We start from the raw sequence: 22,260 nt of genomic DNA, 5'->3' as shown, positions 1-22,260 counted from the left end.
AATTATTTTAGCAACGACAATACCGCCTCTGGAGCTTGAACTGCGTGTGTAAGCATAGCCTGCGTTGATTGAGATAGTATCTGCTCTTTTGTCATCTGCATGATTTCTTTTGCGATGTCTGCATCAGCAATTCGAGATTCTGCCTCTGTCAGATTCACTTCATAGTTTGAAACATTATTGTAGATGTGCTCCAAGGCGTTTTGATAGGAACCAAATTTGGAGCGTTCTGACGATACCTTGTTTATGGCGGCATCAAGCTTTCCAATGGCTTCAACCGCTTTTTCTGGCGGATCGACAGCAATATCCTCAATGCCAAGTGCTGATGTACGTGCATCAGAAAGTTTAATCGGGAAAGTATCGCCACTGTTTGGGCCTACCTGAAGAATTACATTATTTGTAGGAGAACTTTCGACGATTTCCCCGATTTGCTTTCTCGCCTTAAACATTACTCCGAATGATGTTAAAGCAATGTCAGGATCGTATCCTGTATAATCCGATAAATCATCACCTAAAACATTTTCTTCGGGATACACCAGACCATTAGGATTACTATTTGTTAAATAATTGGCCCAAACTTGGGTCTGGTCATATCCTTTTACGCCGTTTAATCTTACGGCGGCTATTGTGTTCGTTATTGACGAACCATTGCTTGGAGAATTAGAATTAAACTCCCTGATTGATGATATACCGGAAGGCCCGTGAACATTAAAGTAATATACCTTCGTTGCATCATTTGGCGGGCTCCACGTAACACCCATCGTTGGACTCGTTCTAGCCAGATCAGCTATTGAAAAGGTAACTTCATTTAGTTGACCATTCGTAACCTCGAAGATTGTAATGCTTTCTGCCGTTTGGGTTAATCTTCAATAAAGGTTGGGGATGAATCATAAACCGGGGTTACTTTTGTTTCAGTATCCGGCACATTCAAAAGGTGAATGCCATTAAACGTTGTGTTATTGGCAATATCGTTTATCCCCTGCTTAATTTGATCGATTTCTTTTTGAATGGCTTGACGATCTTCCGCCGTTAACGTACCATTTGCCGCTTGTATGACAAGTTCCCTCATTCTTTGCAATGAGGGATTTTGAATCTGACCTAATCCTGCATCAGCCACCTGAACCAAAGATATGCCATCTTGTATGTTTCTTTGTGCCTGTGACAGCCCTCTGATTTGTGCCCTCATCTTTTCCGTAATAGCCATTCCGGCGGCATCGTCAGCGGCTTTATTGATTCGAAGTCCAGAGGACAACTTTTCTATTGCAGATGAGGCATTCTTATTAGTTCGTTGTAACTTGTTAATGGAGTTGAGTGCGGCAATGTTATGTGCAATCCTCATAAAACCCTCTTTTCCAAAAACACAAATGCCAACATTTACATATAAAACAAACACATTAACTTTATCGGTAAATTCTAATTCATTTTTTATGTTTTAATACGATAATCGTTAATGAGTTGCATCTCTACTCTAGTAAATAGAGGTGATACGGTTGTCTGAGTTAATAAAGCTCTTTGGCGAACAAATTCGCAATATCAGGAAAGAAAAAGGAATGACGCAAGAGGCTTTGACCAACGAATGGAGTTTTCAATACAGCTACATCAGCGACATTGAGCGTGGAGAGCGGAATATCTCTGTCGAAACACTTGAGAAGATAATCGGTGCATTAGATGTTGTTCCGGCAGAGATATTTAACTTCACCCACGCAACAACGGACAACGAGGTTATCGAAAAACGGATGGTAATTGAATCGATCCGGGCTTTGCTTGTTGGCAGGAACATTGAAGAAGTGAAGTTCATTCATCGCGTTGCAAATGATTTCGTGAAAACGGTAGATCAGACTGAAAACAAGAAATAATAGCGGCCCAATATAGGCAAAAACTACATACATTTTCCGGAGGCACCACCCTGCTTTTTTAACAAGGAGGTGGCCTGCCGTTTCATGCCGCACCCGGTTGCATATGGACTGCTTTCTGCTGTTATTCAGCGGACGGCAGTCCTTTTTTGTTTTGCAGGCATGGTGCATGACAGCGAGTACATGGAAGGTGAGAGGATTCCCCGATGGCGAGGGGGATGCATATGGCGAATTGTATATTGTGAGTGTGGTTGTAGGTGCGGTAGGCGAATGCAAATTGATAGCGTCCAAAGGCATTGGCCGTAACGTGCAAGCGGTATTGTAACGTGTGGTCTGAAAAATGATATGGAGGCGATTGGTCATGAAGATTCAGATTTATGTGACTGGCGAAGCATAAACGGTTGGCCGTTGGCTGTCTCTGCCGATGAGCGAGGATGATCTAAAGCAGGCTTTGGAGAAAATTGCGGACGGGGATGGAGTTTGGGAGATTCGGGATTTTGAAGCTCCATTCATTATCGAGAAGAAGGACGATGTATTTGCGGTCAATGAGATCGCCGCAATCATGGCTGAATACGATCACCGGCTTGTTTTCGCTCTTTGCGGTTGCACGAACAACGCGGATCAAGTGATTCGCATACTGAATAGTGGGCAATACAATGTGTGTTATGACGTAGAAAGCCTTTATGATGTTGCGGATGTCTTGATGCGGTCGGGATATTATGGCCGAGTTCCGGTTGCTCTCTGGCGGTTTATCGACTACCACAAGGTGGTACGAGATTTAGAAGATGCAGGCTGGTACTTTCAGCCGGAGGTTCGTGTTGCTGTCCAGCCGTTATTGTAAGCGATTGATCCAAGATTCATAAACATTAGATTGTGCCTGCAGCTTCGGGAGATTCCAAATACGGCGCACATCTTCGCGATACGGAGCTTGAAGCGGTGATCGAGGATGAATTTGTAGATCAGCGCCGGTCTTTTGCGAAGTAGTGCATCGCCTTTTTTAAGATTTCGTTTTCCTCTTCCAGATCACGAATCCGCTTCTGAAGATCACGCATGGCCTTGTCTTCCGGCTTCAGTTGCCCACTACCGGGAAATGCTTGACTGCCGTCTTGTTTAAACTCGGCGATCCATCTGTAAAGCGTATTCTCATGCAAGCCCATTTCGCGGGCTACCTGCGCCGCCGACTTCCCTTCTTCTTGAATCAGTCGTACGGTTTGTAGTTTGAATTCTTTGTCGTACTTTTTCGTCATGTCGGACACCTTGATTATGAATGCTTTTATTTTCGCACTCTCGGTTCTCCGTGTCCAATATTGAGTCTAGCACCATCTTCTTACGATTCGGTTATGGTGACGCAATGTGCCTGAATAATAGAAGCCAAATCTTGAAATTCATACTTATGGTTTTCCATATCTACCGTGAGATCTTCGGCTTTTTTGGGATCCATCTTAAAGTACAGCCCGTTGTAGCGTAAAAAAATGGCGAGTGTAGTAAAAGCAGTGCGTTTATTTGTATTGTGAAATGGATGGTTTTGTCCGAGCGATTCAAACAAAGCGGCCGCCTTTTCAAAAATGCTAGGGTAAGCATCGTTTCCAAAAGCAGAAGATTGTGGCCGAAGAACTGCGGATTCGAGTAACCCAGGTTCTTTTACTCCTACTTGCTCACCTGGACTATAGCGTTGAATCATAGCGAGATTAATAGCTATAACTTCTTGGACGGATAAGAAACGATAATGCGTCATCTATCTTTTAGACCTCGTAAGGTTTGATCGTATTCCTCTATAACATCTGCCAGGGATCTCATAAAATCTTCACTGATTCCCTCGGGTAACGATACTTTGGTTGACTTCTTAATTATGATTTCTCCAGTGGCCTGGTTTACATCGATACTGACCGTATCTCCTTGATCCAGTCCAATTTGTTTTAGAGCATCAGTCATGGTTATGCCTAAGCTGTTGCCGAACTTTGTCACTTTTCGTTCCATCCCAATCATCCTATTCAATGAAATCCCTCCTTATCATCATATTCAACTGTTATAACAATTATATATTTGTTGTTTCGAAATTCAACGTTAAGTAATGATTGGACTTAAAAAGCACCCGGTTCTACTTCCCCATTTTTGACTTGGCCCCCATCCTTACTTAAAACACAAATGACCCACAAAGGGTCACTTTTTGCAAAGTTCCTTCTTGTGGGTCACAGTTTATAGTAGGTGGCAGGCCTTTTTTAGCTGCCATTGAAAGTCAATTCTTCCAAATCAGTTACTTAAGATACGCTATATTTGCGGTCAAGCTCGGCTTCGATGTGGGACGATTTGGAAGACTCGTCCATACGCCAGTAGACGAAGAAACTCACTGCAATGCAGGCAGCCACATAAAAGTAGAAGAGCGGCTCCATGCCAATGCTCTTGAACCACAAAGCGATGAATTCCGCGGTCCCGCCGAATATCGCGACGGTAAGTCCGTACGGGAAACCTACACCAAGAGCGCGAACTTCTGTCGGGAAAAGCTCGGCTTTTACGATGGCATTGATCGAAGTGTACCCGGTAACAATGATGAGACCCGCCAACATGAGCAAGAAAGCACCGATAGGATTCTTCATGTTCTCCATGATAAAGAACAGTGGCGCTGTCAGCAAAGTACCGAGGATACCGAAACAAAGCAACAGCGGACGCCGTCCGATCCGGTCGGACAGCATGCCGGCGAGCGGCTGAAGTACGACGAATACCAGCAGGGCAATAAAGTTGATCCAGCTGACAACCTCCTTGGGGAGGCCTACCGAATTCACCATGAACTTTTGTAAATACGTTGTATAAGTATAGAAGGCGACGGTTCCGCCGAGTGTTAATCCGACCACGGTCAGTACCGCTTTAGGATGCTTCATCAAGGCTCGTATGGTCCCGGCTTTTGCTTTGCTTTCGGAACCCATTTTGGAAAACTGCTCTGACTCGTCCATCGAACGGCGCAGCCACAAGACAGCCAGCGCTCCCAGCGCTCCAATGATGAAAGGAATACGCCAGCCCCAGGCATGCATTTCGGCTTCGTTGAGTAGTTGCTGGAGGACGATTTGGACGCCCAGCGCCACCAACTGGCCTCCAATCAGTGTGACGTATTGGAAGCTGGAGTAGAAGCCGCGCCGGCCTCTGCTGGCCATCTCGGACAAGTACGTTGCCGAGGTTCCATACTCTCCGCCTAACGACAACCCTTGAAGTAAACGGGCGAGAACCAAAATAATGGGAGCCATGATGCCAATGGAGCTGTAGCTAGGGGTACAGGCAATAATCAGGGAACCGGCGGCCATGACAGAGATGGAAAGCGTCAGCGCAGCACGGCGGCCATGACGGTCGGCGTATCGGCCCAGCAACAGGCTTCCGATCGGGCGCATTAAGAAGCCTACGGCAAAGATCGCCGCTGTGTTGAGGAGCTGGCTTGTCGGGTCTCCCGTAGGAAAGAACTGTGATGAAAAATAAACTGAGAATGCAGCATAAACGTACCAGTCGTACCATTCGATCAGATTTCCAACCGAACCTTTAAAAATGTTGCCTGCAATACTTCCCTTCCTTGCCGCCCCAGCGGGTTGAGACATGATTCATTCCTCCTTCAAAAAGTAACCGGTTTCTTCGACAGGTGCAAATGTTGATTATTATTTGAGCCTTCGCTTGCATCAATAATCGATATGTGTAACGCTTACACCTACCAGTTGAAGTTATTAGAAGTGTTCTTTATACTACAAAATAGTATCTTTCGTTAATAATTTAATCCATTAATTGTTTCCAAGTATTCAAAAATAGCAGCTGATTTGCCGTCTATTTATTCTGAAATGCAAGAAGGGGGAGGACCAATGGAATTAAACATCCTGCTAAGGCTCTTTGAGAATGTAGTCATAGTGGCTCTCATCTCTCTATTCATTGGTCAATTGAATTATTTTAGACTCTTGATTTATGCGAGAGATGATTGGAAGCGAACGGTCATCCTTTCAGCCATATTCGGTTTTTTATCCATTCTTGGAACAGAACATGGAGTTCTGATCGATGATGCATTGGCCAACACGAGGATTGTCGGTGCTGTCGTAGGAGGGCTTGTAGGAGGGCCTGTGGTTGGGGTCATTTCCGGCATCATAGGAGGCATCCATAGATATACGATCGGTGGATTTACCGCCGAGGCCTGTGCCATTTCTACCGTATTTTGCGGTTTATTGGGAGGGGTAACAGGCATCAAATACGATATGTTAAAAATGAAATGGCAGAACATCGTTATGTTAGGGCTTACAGCAGAAATGATTCAAAAGATCCTAGTGCTGCTCATAGCCAAACCATTTACAGCAGCGCTGGCATTGGAATTGAAAATAGCTGTACCTACGACCATTATAACGATCTTGGGAGTGATGATTTTCACCCGGATTTTTAGGAGCATTAAACTTTTACAGGATCAATCCGGGGCTATGGCGGCCAATCTTGCGCTTAGTATCGCTAGTCGTACCCTCCCCCATCTTAGAACAGGTCTCAATGAAACGTCCGCGAAGCAAACAGCGGAGATCATTCATGAAATTGCCAATGTGGATGCTGTCGTCATCACGGATTGTGATAAAACATTAAGCATAGCAGGGGTTAGAAACGACAGTGGTCTTGATGGAAAGGCAATTTATTCACAGGTCACAGAAGCTGTCCTCAAACAAAATGATATAAGGCTCCTTTCTCTGGATAAAGAACTGGCACATTTCCATCGTAGCTTCCCCTTCAAATCAGCCGTAGGCGCAAAATTGGTTCGTAACAGCAAACCGGTTGGAACCTTGCAGATTTACTATAAAAATTCATTTAAAGGAACCCAAACCTACCTCAATCTTGTTGACGGACTAGCCAAGCTGCTTTCGGTACAAATTGAACTTGCGGAGATAGAAGAACAAACGAAAATGCGGCAGCAAGCGGAATTAAATGCGCTGCAGGCACAAATTAAACCGCATTTTCTTTTCAACACGTTAAGCACCATCATGTCTTACTGCAGAACCAATCCCGAGCTTGCAAGAAATCTGCTGGGCAACTTGAGCGACATTTTCAGGAGAAATCTGAATAATAAGAACAATTTTAACAGTTTGAAAGAAGAGTTGGATGGTATAAAATCGTATTTAGAGATTGAAAAGGTCAGATTCGCAAACCGGTTACAGGTGATTATGGAAATCGACGAATCCTTATTGAATATCCAATTGCCGGTTCTTACATTGCAGCCTATTATTGAAAACTCGATTCATCATGGTTTATTTCCAAAAATGAATAACTGCTTGTTATCGATTAACGTTTGTAAAAAAGGAAATCATGTACAAATCCGTGTCGAAGATAATGGAATCGGAATTCACGAGAACAGGTTGGCGGAAATTTTAAATCACCAAACAAAGGGAATAGGTTTTTCTAATATTCACCGCAGATTACAGTCGATATACGGGAAAGAGTATGGTCTTCATATTAAAAGTGAACCGGGAGCCGGTACGATCGTAACATTTGAAATTCCAATGACCGGACTAAAAGAGGATGTGATCTAACTTGTTTATCAAAACCATCATTGTGGATGATGAACCCGCTATTTGTTCCGAGTTGGCATTCCTGCTTCAAAAATATATCGATATTCAAATTGTCTCGATCCATCACAATCCCGTTGAAGCCCTTTCCAAAGTGATTAGCGACGAGCCTGATCTGCTTTTTCTGGATATCCAAATGCCGGAGTTGAATGGCTTGGATTTCGCCAAGAGGTTAAATCAAATGACTCATCCTCCGTTCATTATTTTTTCAACCGCTTTTTATGAACATGCGTTAGAAGCTTTTAATACGCCCGCTATTGCTTATCTGACAAAACCTATATCGGAATCCAGATTGGACGATGCCATCAAAAAAGTGAAATCTCTTCAAGCCAAGACAAAAATTAAATTGGAAAAAGCGCCGCCAGTGCTCGAAGGTCATATCTGTATACGGAAAAACAACATCATAAAACCGATTCAAGTAAGTGAAATCACTTTTGCGTTTGTCAAAGACAAAGAATTATACATTTCCACTAAAGATTCCATAGAAAAGTGCGAAATGTCTCTCAATGAATTGGAATTGGTTTTATATGAAACGGGTTATTTTTTTCGATCTCACCGAAATTATATGATCAACCTAAAATTCATAACGGAAATCATTCCCTGGTTTAACAGTACGTATTTAGTAAAGATGAATGACGCCAACAGCACAAAGGTTCCAGTAAGCAGAGGAAAAATAAAAGAATTTAAAAGTATTATGAAGCTCTAACTTGTTTGCGGCTGCGGCGAAGACAACCCGCTCCCAAGCTGACCACGGATAGCGAATTGACAAATAACCATATCTCATGTTAGGATAATAGCGATTTTTATAAGGGAGGTTAGCTTATCCATGCATTCCGTTCGCTTAAGATAAGACGGCAATAAAAAAGCAGATTTTTCCATATTTTATGGGCTTTTTTGTCGTGCTTATTTTAATGAATGGGATCAAACATGGATAGGTGAAGGATCGGCTTTAATCAGCTTATGCCTTTTATTTCTCTATGCCTTTTCATTGGTATGCAGACCGAAGCCCGTACATGTGGACTTAAGGCCTGCATTTTTATTGCCTAAAAATCAATAAACAACCAATAAAAATGCGAGGAGAAATAAAATATGAATCATCAAAAAGCAAACTGGAAACGTCGTTTTTTCACCATATGGACGGGGCAAGCTGTATCACTGATTACCAGTGCTATTCTTCAAATGGCGATGATTTGGTATCTGACCGAAAAAACGGGCTCGGCCATGGTGCTCTCCATGGCAACGCTGGTTGGATTTTTACCTCAAGCGCTTGGGGGACCCATGATTGGTGTTTTGGTCGACCGTTGGAGTCGCAAAAAAGTTATGATTGTGGCTGATATGATCATTGCGGCGGCAGCTGCGGCTTTGGCCGTCGTTGCTTTCTATATGGAACTGCCTGTCTGGGTGATCATGATGGTACTGTTTATTCGCAGTATAGGTACGGCTTTTCATTCCACTGCACTCAATGCGACAACGCCTTTGATCGTACCGGAGGAACAATTGGCCAAATGCGCTGGATACAGTCAGTCCTTGCAATCGGCCAGCTATATTATAAGTCCGGCGGCAGCAGCGTTTTTATACTCGATGTGGGATCTGAATGCTGTTATTTTGCTCGATGTTTTAGGTGCGATGATCGCTTGCATTGCGGTCGCGATGATTACAATTCCGAAGCCGGAAGCCAAGGAGTCCGCTGCACAAAGCGGATTTGCAGAAGAACTGAAAGCAGGATATGATGCGTTGAAACATCATAAAGGCTTGGTGGCTCTTCTTTGGGTTGGCGGGATATACATTTTTGCTTTTATGCCTATCAATGCGTTATTTCCTCTAATGACAATGGATTATTTCGGGGGAACGATCAAACATGCATCCGCCGCGGAAATTATTTTTGCTGTAGGCATGCTGGTAGGCGGTTTGCTGCTTGGCGCATGGGGAGGCTTCAAAAAGCGGGTTCTTACGATCATCACCTCCATATTTGTTATGGGGGCTGCCTTATCCATTGCAGGATTATTGCCCACCAGCGGGTTCATCGCTTTTATGGCATGCTGCGCCATGATGGGTTTTTCCGGGCCATTTTATAATGGTGTGCAGATCGCATTATTCCAGGAAAAGATTAAGCCGGAATATTTGGGGAGAGTGTTTGGATTGTTTGGGAGCGTGATGGCTCTGGCCATGCCCCTTGGCTTGGTCATTTCGGGTGTTTTTGCAGATCAGATCGGTGTGAATCGGTGGTTTATGCTAACAGGTATCATGATGATCGGGCTTGCGGTGCTTTGTCTGTTCATTCCGGCAATGAAACAACTGGATCACCCACAAGAGTCAGAGCAGTGACCCAAAGTAAATGGATCAGATGTTTTGCGGTAAAACCATTAGAATGACTAGATATAATCCTCCTGCAAAAAAACGTGCAAGAAGACAACAAAGGAACATAGCCAATCTTAAGCCGTCATTGGACGGCTTATTTTAATGTTCATTTAAAAGCAAAGGGTAACTTGAGACCCTATGAATAGAATTAATATTCTGACGGTTTTGCATGTGCTAAACAAAAAAGATGTCTCATATATGTAAACTATAATAATTAGGAGGGGATATTTCTTGGAATTTCATCAGCACTATGATCCGATAGGTAATGCCTTTTTATCTACTCTGCTAGCAGCCGTACCCATTTTAACTTTATTGTATCTGTTGGCCCTGCATCCCCATAAAGATAAATTAGGCAAAAAGCATTATGGAATTTCAGCACCCAAGGCAGCTTTGATAGCAGCAATTGTAACCGTTTTCATGGCGATTTGGCTGGTAGATATGCCGGTGTCATCCGCTATAGCCGCTTTTGGCTATGGATCGTTCTTTGGATTGATGCCAATTGGCTGGATTGTTGTCGCGGCAATGTTTTTGTATACGATTACATTAGTGGGCGGCCAATTCGACATTGTCAAATCTTCTGTAGTTCAACTTTCTTCGGACAGACGTATTCAAACACTCCTCATTGCATTCTCCTTCGGGGCATTTATTGAAGGAGCGGCAGGGTTCGGCACTCCCGTAGCCATTGCAGGGGCCCTGATGGCCGGGCTTGGATTTCGCCCTTTGGTGGCAGCTGTCCTGTGTCTAATCGCTAACACGGCACCCGTCGCTTATGGAGCTTTGGGTACCCCCATCATTACTCTGGCCAATGTCACCGGGCTGCCTGAAATGGCCTTATCTGCGATGGCTGGGCGACAGCTTCCATTTTTCTCGATTCTTGTCCCGTTTTGGCTGATTGCTACCATGGTTTTCATGCATAAGGGGAAGTGGAAACAGGTTTGGGAGATTTGGCCGGCCATTGTGGTAACGGGTGCCAGCTTCGCCATCACCCAATTTGCCGTTTCAAACTATGTCGGTCCCATGCTGGTCGATATCATTGCTGGGATTATCTCATTGATCGCCTTAGTGCTGCTTCTTAAAGTATGGCAGCCGAAAAACAAATTTTATCTTCCTGGAGAAGAGGAAGAAATCCAATCGTTAGAAAAGCAAACATCTTTGTATACATCCGGACAAGTAGCAAAGGCTTGGGCTCCTTGGGCGATTCTTACGCTTTTCGTGTTCTTGTGGGGACTTCCGCAATGGAAAAATTTATTAAACTCAATCCATCTTTTTGGAATTAAATCCTTATATGCCATCCCGGTGCCCTTTTTGGATAAACTGGTATTCCGCGGCCCGCCGCTTGTAACGGAAACCGTTCCTGAAGCCGCCATTTATAACTTTAACTGGCTTTCTGCAGCAGGAACAGGGGTGTTCTTTGCGGCAGTACTCAGCGGCCTCTTCCTCCGCTTGAGCAAAGACCAATGGAAACAATCGGTCGTAAGGACGGCGCAACGGATGAAAACGCCTTTAATTACAATCGCATTGGTATTAGGTTTAGGTTATACGACGCGATATTCAGGTTTAGATGCGATTCTTGGGTTAGCCTTTACCAAAACAGGTGTTTTTTACCCATTCTTTGCAGCCATGATCGGATGGCTCGGAGTATTTCTGACGGGGAGCGATACTTCTTCCAATGCATTATTCGGAAGTATGCAGACCATAACCGCGAAACAACTAGGGCTTGATCCTGTTCTTATTGCTGCATCTAACTCAACGGGCGGAGTTATGGGGAAAATGATTGATGCCCAAAGCATTGTCGTGGCAACTGCAGCTTGCTATGAAAATCGAACGGAAGGGGCAAATGCTGTAGGACCTATTTTCCGGGCGGTCTTTTTCCATAGTATCGCTTTGGCCGCATTAATGGGGATTTTGGTCATGCTGCAAGCCTACGTGTTCCCATGGATGATTCCTTCCTATTAGGACAGTTAAGAAAAAAACTTATTATAATCGTTACGGATCCGTATCATAATTGATACGGATTTTTTTATATTAACCCTCCTTCGGTCCTGCGTCATCTGGAGTCATTAAAACAACGGAGAAACCGACTGAGGAAGCCAGGGTACTCCCATTTTACCTTCGTTAGCTTGCACAAGAAGAATTGGGTCTAAGATAATTACAGATAATACCCGAGCACGAGGGTTTCTTTTAGCCCATCGGCTAGATAAATATATCGTTTATTGACAGCATTTTGAAGAGAAAACCCTGCATAACCGTGCATGAATTATCGGATAGGTTCATCCGGCTTCTGTTATGCTGTTCATAAAGGGAGGTCATATGAATGGATTTGCTTGCAAACTTGAATAGAGCCTTAAACTACATCGAAGAAAACCTTACTGGCGAAATAGACCTAAAGGAAGCGGCAGGGCTGGCTTATTGCTCGGAATACCACTTTTCAAGAATGTTTTCATTTCTTGCGGGCATAACGCTGTCGGAATACATCCGCCGAAGACGCCTTACGCTTGCAGCATTCGAGCTTCAAACCAGTGACATCAAAGTGATTGATGCGGCGGTAAAATACGGGTACAACTCGGCAGATGCTTTTACCCGGGCCTTTCAGGGCTTGCATGGTATTCCGCCTTCCGCGGCCAAACATCAGGGCTCATTATTAAAAGCCTATCCGCGCATGACCTTTCAATTATCCATTCAAGGAGGAAGTGCCATGAACTATCGTATCGTAGAGAAAGAACCATTTCGTATAGTAGGCATCATGAAAAGGGTTCCCATCATATTTAACGGAGTGAATCCGGAGATTACATCGATGTTTAAAAGTTTAAATGAGGAAGCCATCGATCAGCTTAAGAAGCTTTCGAATGTTGAGCCTTTGGGGCTGTTACAAGCATCCACGAATTTTTCCGAGGGCCGGATGGAGGAAAAAGGGGAGCTTGACCATTATATTGGCGTGGCTACAACCAAGGAGTGTCCGGATCACCTGGCTCAGCTGGAGGTTCCCGCCTCAACTTGGGCTGTATTCGAAGCTGTCGGACCGTTTCCCGATACATTACAGAATGTCTGGGGACGCATCTATTCCGAATGGTTTCCTTCTGCAAGCTATGAGCTGGCAAAGGGACCGGAAATTTTGTGGAATGAGAGTAAGGATATCACTTCACCTACTTTTAAAAGCGAAATATGGATACCGGTATTGAAAAAATAATTAAGGGCAAGACCCTATATATAGCTATTTCATGAGCAGAGCCCTCATTTCGGCGATGGTGACGAATCTTAATCGTCATTGTTCGCCGATTTTTTATTGGGCCAATTAACGGCGAAATTTAGCCCCAAAATGGCTTTCGGTCTAATCTTCGTGCGGATACAGGATCTTGAGCTCACTTTTTGCACATGAGTTACCTATAAATGGGCAACAGCATAGGATAAAAAGAGTAATGGATTATGAGAGGAGAATGAGCGTGTATCACAATTCATACGGTCAATGGTATAATCCAGTGTATTACTGGAGTTATAACGGATATCCTTACTACAATTCGAGTAATAATCATTGGAATAATCACAGGAATCCGTACTATAGAAACGTTAAATTAAAAGATTATGGAACTAAGCCGTTTGTCGTTAATATTGAAGAGGCTGCTAAGCAAAACACCACCTTCCGTACGGCTTTATGGACAGGAAAGCATTTGCAAGTTACCTTGATGAGTCTCAATGTCGGGGAAGATATCGGTTTAGAAATTCATCCGACAGTCGATCAATTTCTGCGAATTGAAGAAGGCCAGGGTCTTGTCCAGATGGGCAAAAGCAAAGAAGAATTGAACTTTCAAGAAAGAGTCTACGATGGCTATGCGATCATGATTCCCGCTGGAACATGGCACAATGTAACGAACATAGGTAACAGGCCGCTTAAGCTTTACTCGATCTACGCGCCGCCTCACCATCCTTTTGGAACAGTTCATGAAACCAAAGCAGTGGCCATGGCTGCTGAAGAAAGCCATTACTAATTCTGATTTGGTGAAGAAAAAGCTCCAGTGCCTTTTGGCCCGGAGCTTATTATCTACTATACTAAAGTGCTTGTTTAATGACCTTTTTGTAATAGAGGACGGACAGTACTCCAAAAATTGAATATAATGCGGTATATAGTACCATAACCATAATCATCGGTGTCCAAACCTCTGTGCCAAATAAAAACCATCCCGATTGGACTGCAAAATAGCTATGAAGCAGCCCCATGACTAAAGGAATTCCGAAATTAAAGATTTGCTTTACTTGAATTCCTTTGATCAAGTCCCCCTGTGTGAAGCCAAGCTTTCTTAGTATGGTATAATTGGATTTTTCGTTTTCGCTCTCATCCATTTGTTTAAAATAAAGGATACAACCGGATGTAATGAGGAAAGTTAAGCCTAAAAAGCCAACGGTAAACATGATAATCCCCATTGTTTGTTTCTGATGATTGCTCATGGCAAGCTGTGAATCATGATTACCATTAAAAGTCATTTTTTGATAAATTTCATTCGCTTCTTCAATCTTTGTTTCATCTTGAATATTAATGCCAATATAAATGGATGATTTTTTTTGAATCGCCGGGTCGAGATCCTTCAATAATCGCTGAAATATGGATTCGTCCACAATGGCAACAGGCAGGCCGCCACTTGTGAAATAATATGAAATGAGGTATTCCTTCTTTAAACCTAAATATTTCTGCGGTATGACTTCATGCTGTCCTTTGAATTCGATTTGACCGGAACTTTTCAGTGGCATAAATTTTTGCAGCAAATCATAATAACCGGTAAAAAGAGTTTCATCTGGAGACAGATCGATGGTTTCAACGTCTTGATCACTGATTACCGGAAGTGTCATTACATTTGGATCAACGTTTAATCCATCTACATTTACATCCAATATTTGCCCTACATTGGCATTTATTTGGATGACATCTATCACTTTTTCGCTGTATTGAATGTGATTTGCATCTAATTCTTCTTTAAATTGCTCTGCATCTTCGGTATTCGTCAACGAAAAATCGGCAGCGACATTATGTTCAGCAGATTTTTCAGCCGAATAGTATGAAATATAACTTAAAGATAACAAACCAATGGCCAGGGCAGATATGGTTGTAATGATGGTTAATAACAAGGCATTGGACTTCATACGAAACATAATGGATGACAAAGATAATACCTCATGAATATTTAAATAACCATCCTTCTTTTTTCTAATGAGATAAAAAATAAAACTAACCGTCCCTTTATAAAATAAGTATGTGCCGATAATGACAGACCCTAGGATAAAGATCATGGCAAGGAAAAGCTCTTTCGTAGATGTAAAGTCGCCATCAAATAATTTAGACGAAAGATAATAGCCTGAAATGATGAATAGAATACCGAAAATCCCGATCATCATTTCAAGCAGGGATATTTTTTTCACTTCTGTTGTTGAAGTAACTCTAAATAAAGATAAAATGTTCTGCTTTTTAATAAATACATAATTCATGAGCATGATACAGATATAGATCACAATAAAAACAATCACTGTTTGTATAAAGGCTTGTGATGAAAAGGTAAGTGCTGCAATGGCATCCACAGCTGTAATTTTAAACAAAACCATGATCAATAATTTGGAGCTGGCAAATCCGATAAAGATTCCAATGAATAAGGAACAGAAATAAAGGATAAAGTTTTCGGCAGTAAGAATGGAGAATATTTTGCCTTTTGTCATGCCGAATAATTGAAATAAGCCAATTTCTTTGCTGCGCCGTTTAATGAAGATGTTATTGGCATATAAGAGAAAGATGGTCACAATGGCAACAAGTAATACGGATGCTGTTCGAATGGCAGCGGCACCTTTAATCGAGCCTTTTGTTGCCTCCATTGACGGGTCATATTGCAATGTGACAAAGGCAAAATAAAGGGCAACGGTAAAAATTAAGGCAAAGACATAAAGATAGTAATTTTTTAGATTTTTTTTCAGATTACGAAATATAAATTGTTTAATGCTCATGCTGCACCCCGCCCAATACACCTTGGGTTTTCATAATATCTTGAAAGAACGTTTGTCTTGATTCTTCACCTTTATTTAATAGTGTATACATCTGCCCGTCTTTAATAAAAATGACTCTGCTTGAGAAGCTTGCTGCGACCGGATCGTGGGTGACCATAAGAATGGTAGCTTTTCGTTTTTGATTTAATTCTTGCAGTTTGTTTAACAGATCAGATGCGGATTTGGAATCAAGTGCACCTGTTGGTTCGTCGGCGAAAATAATGCTCGGCTCATGAATAAATGCTCGGGCTGCTGAAGTCCGCTGTTTTTGGCCGCCGGAAATTTCATTCGGATATTTGTCTTTGATCTCATAAATGCCCAGTTCGGTTGCCAGCACTTTAAATTTGTGCTCGGCATCTTTTTTTGCTGTTTTTGTAATCGATAAAGGCAGCAGGATGTTTTCTTTCACTGTCAGTGTATCGAGTAAATGGTATTCTTGAAAAATAAAACCTAAATGCTTTTTCCGGAATTCAGCCAGTTGTTTTCCTTTCATGCCTACAATGTCTTTTCCTTCAATTTTTATTGTTCCTTGACTAACTTGATCAATGGAGGAAAGAACATTGAGCAATGTCGTTTTTCCTGAGCCGGATGCTCCCATAATGCTGACGAATTCTCCTTTTTGCACACGAATGTCCAATCCCTTTAACACTTCTTGTTTATTGAATTTATTGCCATAGCTTTTGTGAATTTTAGTTGCTTCTAAAATATACATATCGCGTTCCTCCTTGATATTTTTATCATAAGGGTCTTTTCTGTATTTTTCCTTCGATTCATCGAACAAATAGGAAAAGCATGTGACAATTTTGTCACATGCTTGTGATACGGACAAATTCATTATTCTTTGGAAAGGTTAAGGTAAACGTCGTACCTTCTCCGAGTTTCGACTCTACCGAAATATCGATTAGCAATGATTCAGCCACTTTTTTCGCTAAGTATAATCCCATGCCTGTTGCAGCATTGTCCTGATGCACTGTCGTTGATGTGAAGCCTTTTTCAAAAATACGCGGCAAATCCTTCGGGTCAATGCCGCGGCCAAAATCTTTTACTTCCATGATGGATTGATCATTTTGCAAATAACTTTTTATGATGATATCGGATGAATCGCTGTATTTTACTGCATTTGTTAATAGCTGTCTGATGATAAAGGCGAGCCATTTCGCATCACTTAGCACTTCGGAAGCTTCTAACTGAACCTCGAACCCGATCCCTTTTTTCATACACCATGATTGTAAAGCTTTGATCTCCTTGAAAATTAATGGTTCTAAAGCAATATGTTCAATATATAAATCATTTTCCATGAATGGTATTCGCTTCTGATGAAGCTGCTGGTCAAGTAACAGATGGATGCGTAACCATTCATATGTCAATTGTGCTTTCATTCTTTCATCGTTTAACCGGTCAATCATTAAATGCATCGCTGTTAGCGGTGTTTTGACTTCATGAATCCAAGATAATATTTCATCTTTTTCCTGCTCTAAAGCTAGCCGATCTTGCGAAGCCACTTGTTTCAGCTGGTTGGTTTGGTTGATGATCTTTTGTTCAATCATTTTTTCAAAAGGACTTTCAGCATCCATGATCCTTGTTAAATCGAGGTCGTTTTCCCATCCTTCCAAACTTTTATAAAATTTCGTTTCTTTATTGTAACGGATGATGACAAAAATGATAAAAATAATCATCAATAGAAAGACAATATAGAGGATTGGCTTTAATGAAATGGCAGAATCAAGATAAGCGACAAAAATGATAAATATTTGCATGAATAAAAATAGAAGGATCCAGCTTTTTCTTTCGATTAAATATTTTTTAATCATATTTGATTGCCTCTTCCTTAGCCATGTAACCCTGCCCAATTTTCGTTTCAATAAAGCCGCCTAAACCAAGTGCATCCAATTTTTTCCGCAAACGATTGACATTGACCGTTAATGTATTATCACTCACAAAACGCTCATCATCCCATAAGCTTTTAATTAATTCTGTTCGGCTGACGATTTTGTTTTTCTTCTCAAGCAAATGTTTTAATATAAAGATTTCATTCTTGGTTAGTTCAATCGTTGCTTTATCATTTGTAACCGTATTATTCTCATAATCTACGGTTGCCCCGCACCATGTTTTCAGCTCCATTCGATCGGTACTATAGTTATAAACGCGACGGAGAATCGCTTGTATTTTCGCAATGAGTACATCGAAATGAAATGGCTTTTGAATAAAGTCATCTGCACCAAGCTGCATCGACATCACCATATCCGTTGGGTGATCGCGCGATGATAAAAAGATAATCGGAACGTTCGAATGGGAGCGGATCATAAGACACCAATGGAAGCCATCAAATTTCGGCAATTGGATATCAATAATGACTAAATCAGGTTTAACCGCTGTAAATTCATGAATGACATTGCCAAAATCCTTGATTCCATATACATCATAAGACCATTGGGATAACCTTTCTCTGATTTCATCAAATAAGGTAGCATCGTCTTCAATTAACATGATTTTAAACAATGGATTCACCACACTTTTTCTCATTATTCCATATCAATTTTAAAGTAATCCCTTTTTGTTTGCTATATATATGCCCGGGGTGTGCTGAAGAAGACAATCAGGCTGATTTCATCTGTTATCCAGAATCATGGTAAAATGTAAAGGAAATGAAGGTGGTGCCGTCCAGCATAAAAGGAGGGATTTGATGGAGTATGTCCGGGATTACACGATGTATGCTGCCATTTTCGGCATGTTCAGTTTTGTCTGGTTCGGCTGGGCACAAGAAAAACCGAGAGCAAGCTGGCGAGTATATATTGGTTTGGCGTCCGCCGCGGCGCTTCTTGTTTGCCTGACTGGCATCTATCTGAGCGTGAAGCATTGGGATGCGCCTTCCGTTTTGTCGGACGGCACGGCTTTCCGCAATTATTTGCTTACGGTCTATATCGAAATTTTTTTGGCTGGCGCCGGCGCTTTTGTGCTGCATAAATTGAACCGTCAAAATGTTGTTGCCCCTTGGATTGCCTTTATCGTCGGAATCCATTTTATCGGTCTGAAAAGCGTTTTTGACGATCCCGGCTTATTTCTTCTGGCGGCGCTTCTCGTTGCGGTCTCGATTCTTTCATTAATTATTGCTCCAAAGCTGCAGGTAGCGAACAGCGCGATTGCGGGCATCGGAGCGGGCACGGTCTTATTTTGCTTTGCTGTACTCGGTTTGATTCGGTATTTATCGGTATAAATGGGAAGGGGCCTCAAGTTTGAGGCTGTCTTTTCATCCTGCGCTTGAAGGTAAAATGAGAATTGAAGAAACTTTCGAACCTGTACCCTCCATAAAATGCGAAAATCACTGTCCAGACGGCCAGTGATTTTTTTTCGTGTGCTGAGACGCTAGGAGAAAGGCGACGGCACAGCAGGGTCATGTACAGTTAAAAACGCTATGCCAAGCTCACAAATAAAGCTCAACCTTGACTGCTATCCGGGATGATAGATTCCTATTGGGTATGCTAACGTAACTTATCGAGAAGGTTGTAATAGTAGTATGTTTTAGACCGTTGTTTACCATCTGAAAAAATGATTCTCTGTTCTTCCAGAATCGATAAGTACCTTCTGCATGTTGCCTCTGATAGCTCGGCGGTTGAAGAAATGGAGCTTACGGTGAATATTGGTTTTTGGAACATGGCATCAATCAACTTTTTTACACTGCTACTGTTTATTAACGATTGGGCTATATTCAGATCATGCTCATACAGTTGGTTTACATCATTAATTAAATGAATATTCTTGTTAGCTTGAAGTATGACCGCCTCTAGAAAAAATTTGATCCACTGATTCCAATCTCCCTTGTATCTTGTATCATTCAGAAATCGATAATATTTATGCTTATCCTTTTCCAATGCTTCACTTAAAAAAAAGTTAGGATAATCAATCGTTTTCTTGTTAAATAAATATAAAGGGATGAGGAGCCTTCCAATTCTCCCATTACCATCGAGGAATGGATGGATAGTTTCGAATTTATCATCCTAACCTATTTGTGATGATAAATACAAATAAATACATAAATAATAAACAAAAATATTAAAAAGTGATTGTAAATTTGGTCAGATCAAAACAGCTTAATCCGGCACAATAAAATCCGTGAAAAACTGATATGGTAAGCAGGATAAATGAGTAAAATTGCAACAAAAATTTAAAAAATAGGTTGACAGCATCCTGATGAAACATTATGATTTGAATCATAGTAAACAAATGGGATTTATATGGATTTAACTTTATACCCGACCGGACAACCGGAGACAAGCCGCCATGGATTGGTGGATTGTCTCCTTTTTTATTACCGACTGGTTTACGTGAAGTTATCATGGGGGCTTAACGCCGGATAGCCGTGCAATCCATGTGTCAAAGGTTATTCAATTCTATTAACGAAGGTTGAAGGGGCTGACGGGCCGTTAGTTATTTGCCTGCGGGAGGTTGAAGATGAAAATTAACGATGCTCAAACGAAGGAGCGGGACGATAAGCATAATGAACGGCGGCAGGCATACACGCTGCCGACGGAGGTAAATGAATTGCGGCTTAAACGGATAAAATCCGTTCATTCCTCCGGGTACCCGGAGTATGCCAGCGCGCTCATTTCCGCATGGTATGCGCACCGGCATATCGAACCGTTTGCCCATATGGTATTTTCTTATAGAATTGGTCATTTATACAACTCGCTCAGCCGGGACAACAAGTTGATCACGACTACCTTCTATGATTTTTCCCCGATGGATCCGAAAAACAATACGGCCGTTCAACTGACACCCGAGGGCATTACGCTTAGCGGGAGACAGCGTTTTGCTTCCGACGTAGTGGATGCAGACGAGCTGCTTGTATTCGTTCGTGAACAGGATGAGCTTACTCCTTCCACCGTAGTGCTGGTTCCTGCAGACCATCCGAATTTGGGCTTACCCCTTAAAACGCAAGCTTATGCCGGAGCGACGGTGACGTTTGATGATCTGTTCGTTCCCAAAGAACGGGTGCTGGTTCTCCAAAACCCGTCGGAAGCAGCCCCGCTGTTGGGACATCCGGCATTGAAGTCCGTTGCGGATTATCAATGGGTAACGCGTCAGGCGAATTTGGTGGAGCTTGTTACGGCGGTTGCGATTGACGTTGCGGAGAGAGGCGGACGTCATAAGGAGCTGCATATTCAAGGTCTGCTGGGTGAACTGCTTCAAAATCTGGATACGTTGAAGGCGTTCATCCATGCGGCGGAAATCCAGGCGTATCCCAGTCCAGCGGGTATCTTGCTGCCGGCCGCCCTCCCGCTGGAAGCGGCCAAAAAAGCAGGAGGGGCGTTCTATAAGCAGGCTGTTGACGGGGTGCTGCGCATCGGAACAAACCATATCGATATCGGAGCAAGTGAAGATGACCCCTTACGGCAGCTGGTGCGAAGCTTTGCAAGCAGCGAGGAGGCAGTCAACCGCAGTCAGCACGAACAATTCGCGTTCGGCGACCCCATTCGGCTATCGACGGAACTATTTCGTTTATTTCCACAAGAACAGCTCCGGAATCGTTATGAAGCGTTCTGGAGAGAAAGAGGTGTCTAATCATGAAGACCAAAATAGAGGCCAAAAATGTAGAGATGCAATTTACGGTTAGAAATGAAGCGGGGAAAAAGGACACGATTACCGTACTCAAGGATTTTGCAATCGATGTAAGAGAAGGCGAATTTCTGGCCATCCTCGGACCGAGTGGATGCGGCAAATCGACATTTTTAAACATTTTGGCCGGATTGTCCCATCAAACCGCGGGAGACATCAAGGTAGACGGTGAGCCCGTAAACGGCATTAATCTAAAGCAAGGCGTAGTTTTCCAAGGGTATGCGCTCTTTCCCTGGAGAACCGTAATCGAAAACGTAGAAGTCGGTTTGCAGATTCGGGGCGTGAATAAGAAGGAGCGAAAAGAAATCGCACGTTACTACATTCAGCTTGTCGGTCTTCAAGGCTTCGAAAATCGGTATCCCCACGAGCTTTCCGGCGGCATGCGTCAGCGCGTAGCGATCGCCCGTTCACTTGCCTATCAGCCCGACCTGCTGCTGATGGATGAGCCATTTGCCGCATTGGATGCACAAACGCGGGAAATTCTCCAATCCGAGCTGCTGCGAATTTGGGATACGCAAAAGAAGACCATCATATTTATCACGCATAGCTTGGATGAAGCTATTTTTTTGGCCGATCGGGTCGCCGTGATGACTGCAAGGCCGGGAAAAATCAAAGAAATCATCGACATCCCCTTAGAACGCCCAAGATCTGCCGACATTCGTAATTCCGAGGCCTTTGTGAAGCTTCGCCAACGGGCCTGGTTGATCTTGAAGGACGAGGTTGAACAGTCGCAAAGCTTACAAATCCCGGCGGCCGCATCTTCCAAGTTGAATACGGAGTCGATCCAGGTTCCAGCGAAGCAGCCTGAGAGTGAAGGGTTACAGGCGAAAGTTTCCAACAGGTAACGCGCAGTACAAGAG

21 protein-coding genes and 2 pseudogenes are annotated in these 22,260 nt (G+C 42.7%); 12 read left to right on the top strand and 11 right to left on the bottom strand.

Translation table 11 applies throughout. From position 1 onward, the window contains the following. Window positions 1-2: 2 nt before the first annotated feature. Complete coding sequence (locus IJ22_RS19790) at window positions 3-758, bottom strand: flagellin (protein ID WP_062410048.1); 756 nt, start codon at window positions 756-758, stop codon at window positions 3-5. Between the two features lie 98 nt (window positions 759-856). Then, complete coding sequence (locus IJ22_RS19785; protein ID WP_062410047.1) at window positions 857-1,336, bottom strand: flagellin; 480 nt, start codon at window positions 1,334-1,336, stop codon at window positions 857-859. 151 nt (window positions 1,337-1,487) lie between these two features. Between IJ22_RS19785 and IJ22_RS19780 the strand changes: the two genes are divergently transcribed. From IJ22_RS19780 to IJ22_RS19770, 3 genes are all read left to right on the top strand, one after another. Beyond that, window positions 1,488-1,853, top strand: a complete 366-nt coding sequence (locus IJ22_RS19780) for a helix-turn-helix domain-containing protein (protein WP_062410046.1) — start codon at window positions 1,488-1,490, stop codon at window positions 1,851-1,853. Window positions 1,854-2,019: 166 nt separating this feature from the next. Continuing rightward, a complete protein-coding gene (locus tag IJ22_RS26390; RefSeq protein ID WP_160327399.1) occupies window positions 2,020-2,175 on the top strand; it encodes a hypothetical protein in 156 nt (51 codons plus the stop codon). A gap of 87 nt (window positions 2,176-2,262) precedes the next feature. Next, window positions 2,263-2,691 carry an antirestriction protein ArdA gene (locus tag IJ22_RS19770; RefSeq protein WP_256380604.1) on the top strand — a complete coding sequence of 143 codons (429 nt, stop codon included), beginning with the start codon at window positions 2,263-2,265 and terminating at the stop codon, window positions 2,689-2,691. Between the two features lie 41 nt (window positions 2,692-2,732). Here the strand turns inward: IJ22_RS19770 and IJ22_RS19765 are convergent. The 4 genes and pseudogenes from IJ22_RS19765 to IJ22_RS19750 all read right to left on the bottom strand — a co-directional run. Then, window positions 2,733-3,097: pseudogene (locus IJ22_RS19765) on the bottom strand (transposase); the annotation flags it as partial. An 80-nt stretch (window positions 3,098-3,177) separates the two neighbouring features. Continuing rightward, complete coding sequence (locus tag IJ22_RS19760; protein ID WP_062410042.1) at window positions 3,178-3,585, bottom strand: type II toxin-antitoxin system death-on-curing family toxin; 408 nt, start codon at window positions 3,583-3,585, stop codon at window positions 3,178-3,180. Continuing rightward, complete coding sequence (locus IJ22_RS19755; RefSeq protein ID WP_235594368.1) at window positions 3,582-3,836, bottom strand: AbrB/MazE/SpoVT family DNA-binding domain-containing protein; 255 nt, start codon at window positions 3,834-3,836, stop codon at window positions 3,582-3,584. The genes IJ22_RS19760 and IJ22_RS19755 overlap by 4 nt, the downstream gene beginning before the upstream one ends. 272 nt (window positions 3,837-4,108) lie before the next feature. Further along, on the bottom strand, window positions 4,109-5,428 hold the full coding sequence (locus tag IJ22_RS19750) for an MFS transporter (protein WP_062410041.1): 1,320 nt from the start codon (window positions 5,426-5,428) through the stop codon (window positions 4,109-4,111). 255 nt (window positions 5,429-5,683) lie between these two features. On the opposite strand from IJ22_RS19750, the gene IJ22_RS19745 reads away from it, so the two are divergent. From IJ22_RS19745 to IJ22_RS19720, 6 genes are all read left to right on the top strand, one after another. Further along, a complete protein-coding gene (locus IJ22_RS19745; RefSeq protein WP_062410040.1) occupies window positions 5,684-7,375 on the top strand; it encodes a LytS/YhcK type 5TM receptor domain-containing protein in 1,692 nt (563 codons plus the stop codon). A 1-nt stretch (window position 7,376) separates the two neighbouring features. After that, entirely contained in the window at window positions 7,377-8,117 is a 741-nt protein-coding gene (locus tag IJ22_RS19740; protein ID WP_062410039.1) for a LytR/AlgR family response regulator transcription factor, read from the top strand. 383 nt (window positions 8,118-8,500) lie between these two features. Further along, window positions 8,501-9,736 (top strand): MFS transporter, encoded by a 1,236-nt coding sequence (locus IJ22_RS19735; RefSeq protein WP_062410038.1) that lies wholly within the window; start codon window positions 8,501-8,503, stop codon window positions 9,734-9,736. A 264-nt stretch (window positions 9,737-10,000) separates the two neighbouring features. After that, on the top strand, window positions 10,001-11,725 hold the full coding sequence (locus tag IJ22_RS19730; RefSeq protein WP_062410037.1) for an L-lactate permease: 1,725 nt from the start codon (window positions 10,001-10,003) through the stop codon (window positions 11,723-11,725). 358 nt (window positions 11,726-12,083) lie between these two features. Next, window positions 12,084-12,956 carry an AraC family transcriptional regulator gene (locus IJ22_RS19725; protein ID WP_062410036.1) on the top strand — a complete coding sequence of 291 codons (873 nt, stop codon included), beginning with the start codon at window positions 12,084-12,086 and terminating at the stop codon, window positions 12,954-12,956. A gap of 247 nt (window positions 12,957-13,203) precedes the next feature. After that, window positions 13,204-13,752, top strand: coding sequence for a cupin domain-containing protein (locus IJ22_RS19720; protein ID WP_054819939.1), 549 nt, complete (start codon window positions 13,204-13,206; stop codon window positions 13,750-13,752). A 61-nt stretch (window positions 13,753-13,813) separates the two neighbouring features. On the opposite strand, the gene IJ22_RS19715 is transcribed toward IJ22_RS19720, so the two are convergent. From IJ22_RS19715 to IJ22_RS19700, 4 genes are all read right to left on the bottom strand, one after another. Continuing rightward, window positions 13,814-15,748 carry an ABC transporter permease gene (locus IJ22_RS19715; protein ID WP_062410035.1) on the bottom strand — a complete coding sequence of 645 codons (1,935 nt, stop codon included), beginning with the start codon at window positions 15,746-15,748 and terminating at the stop codon, window positions 13,814-13,816. After that, window positions 15,738-16,499, bottom strand: a complete 762-nt coding sequence (locus IJ22_RS19710) for an ABC transporter ATP-binding protein (protein ID WP_062411076.1) — start codon at window positions 16,497-16,499, stop codon at window positions 15,738-15,740. The genes IJ22_RS19715 and IJ22_RS19710 overlap by 11 nt, the downstream gene beginning before the upstream one ends. A 94-nt stretch (window positions 16,500-16,593) precedes the next feature. Beyond that, window positions 16,594-17,598, bottom strand: a complete 1,005-nt coding sequence (locus IJ22_RS19705) for a sensor histidine kinase (RefSeq protein ID WP_062410034.1) — start codon at window positions 17,596-17,598, stop codon at window positions 16,594-16,596. Beyond that, window positions 17,591-18,286 (bottom strand): response regulator transcription factor, encoded by a 696-nt coding sequence (locus IJ22_RS19700; protein ID WP_062411075.1) that lies wholly within the window; start codon window positions 18,284-18,286, stop codon window positions 17,591-17,593. Before IJ22_RS19700 ends, IJ22_RS19705 begins: the two co-directional genes overlap by 8 nt. Window positions 18,287-18,470: 184 nt before the next feature. Here IJ22_RS19700 and IJ22_RS19695 point away from each other — a divergent pair, with 184 nt between their 5' ends. Next, window positions 18,471-19,001, top strand: coding sequence for a hypothetical protein (locus IJ22_RS19695; RefSeq protein ID WP_062410033.1), 531 nt, complete (start codon window positions 18,471-18,473; stop codon window positions 18,999-19,001). Between the two features lie 265 nt (window positions 19,002-19,266). On the opposite strand, the pseudogene IJ22_RS19690 reads toward IJ22_RS19695, so the two are convergent. Continuing rightward, window positions 19,267-19,767, bottom strand: a pseudogene (locus tag IJ22_RS19690) (Fic family protein); the annotation flags it as partial. Window positions 19,768-20,236: 469 nt separating this feature from the next. Between IJ22_RS19690 and IJ22_RS19685 the strand changes: the two are divergent. Together IJ22_RS19685 and IJ22_RS19680 are read left to right on the top strand one after the other, a co-directional pair. Beyond that, a complete protein-coding gene (locus IJ22_RS19685) occupies window positions 20,237-21,346 on the top strand; it encodes a 4-hydroxyphenylacetate 3-hydroxylase C-terminal domain-containing protein (RefSeq protein WP_062410032.1) in 1,110 nt (369 codons plus the stop codon). 2 nt (window positions 21,347-21,348) lie between these two features. Next, window positions 21,349-22,245: an ABC transporter ATP-binding protein gene (locus IJ22_RS19680; RefSeq protein WP_062410031.1), complete on the top strand. Its 897-nt coding sequence runs from the start codon at window positions 21,349-21,351 to the stop codon at window positions 22,243-22,245. Window positions 22,246-22,260: the final 15 nt, after the last annotated feature.

It is taken from the genome of Paenibacillus naphthalenovorans (assembly GCF_001465255.1).
In the GTDB taxonomy this organism is placed as follows: Bacteria; Bacillota; Bacilli; order Paenibacillales; family NBRC-103111; genus Paenibacillus_G; species Paenibacillus_G naphthalenovorans.
The sequence above is the reverse complement of the archived record's forward strand: the minus strand, read 5'-3'. Positions and strand labels throughout refer to the sequence as shown.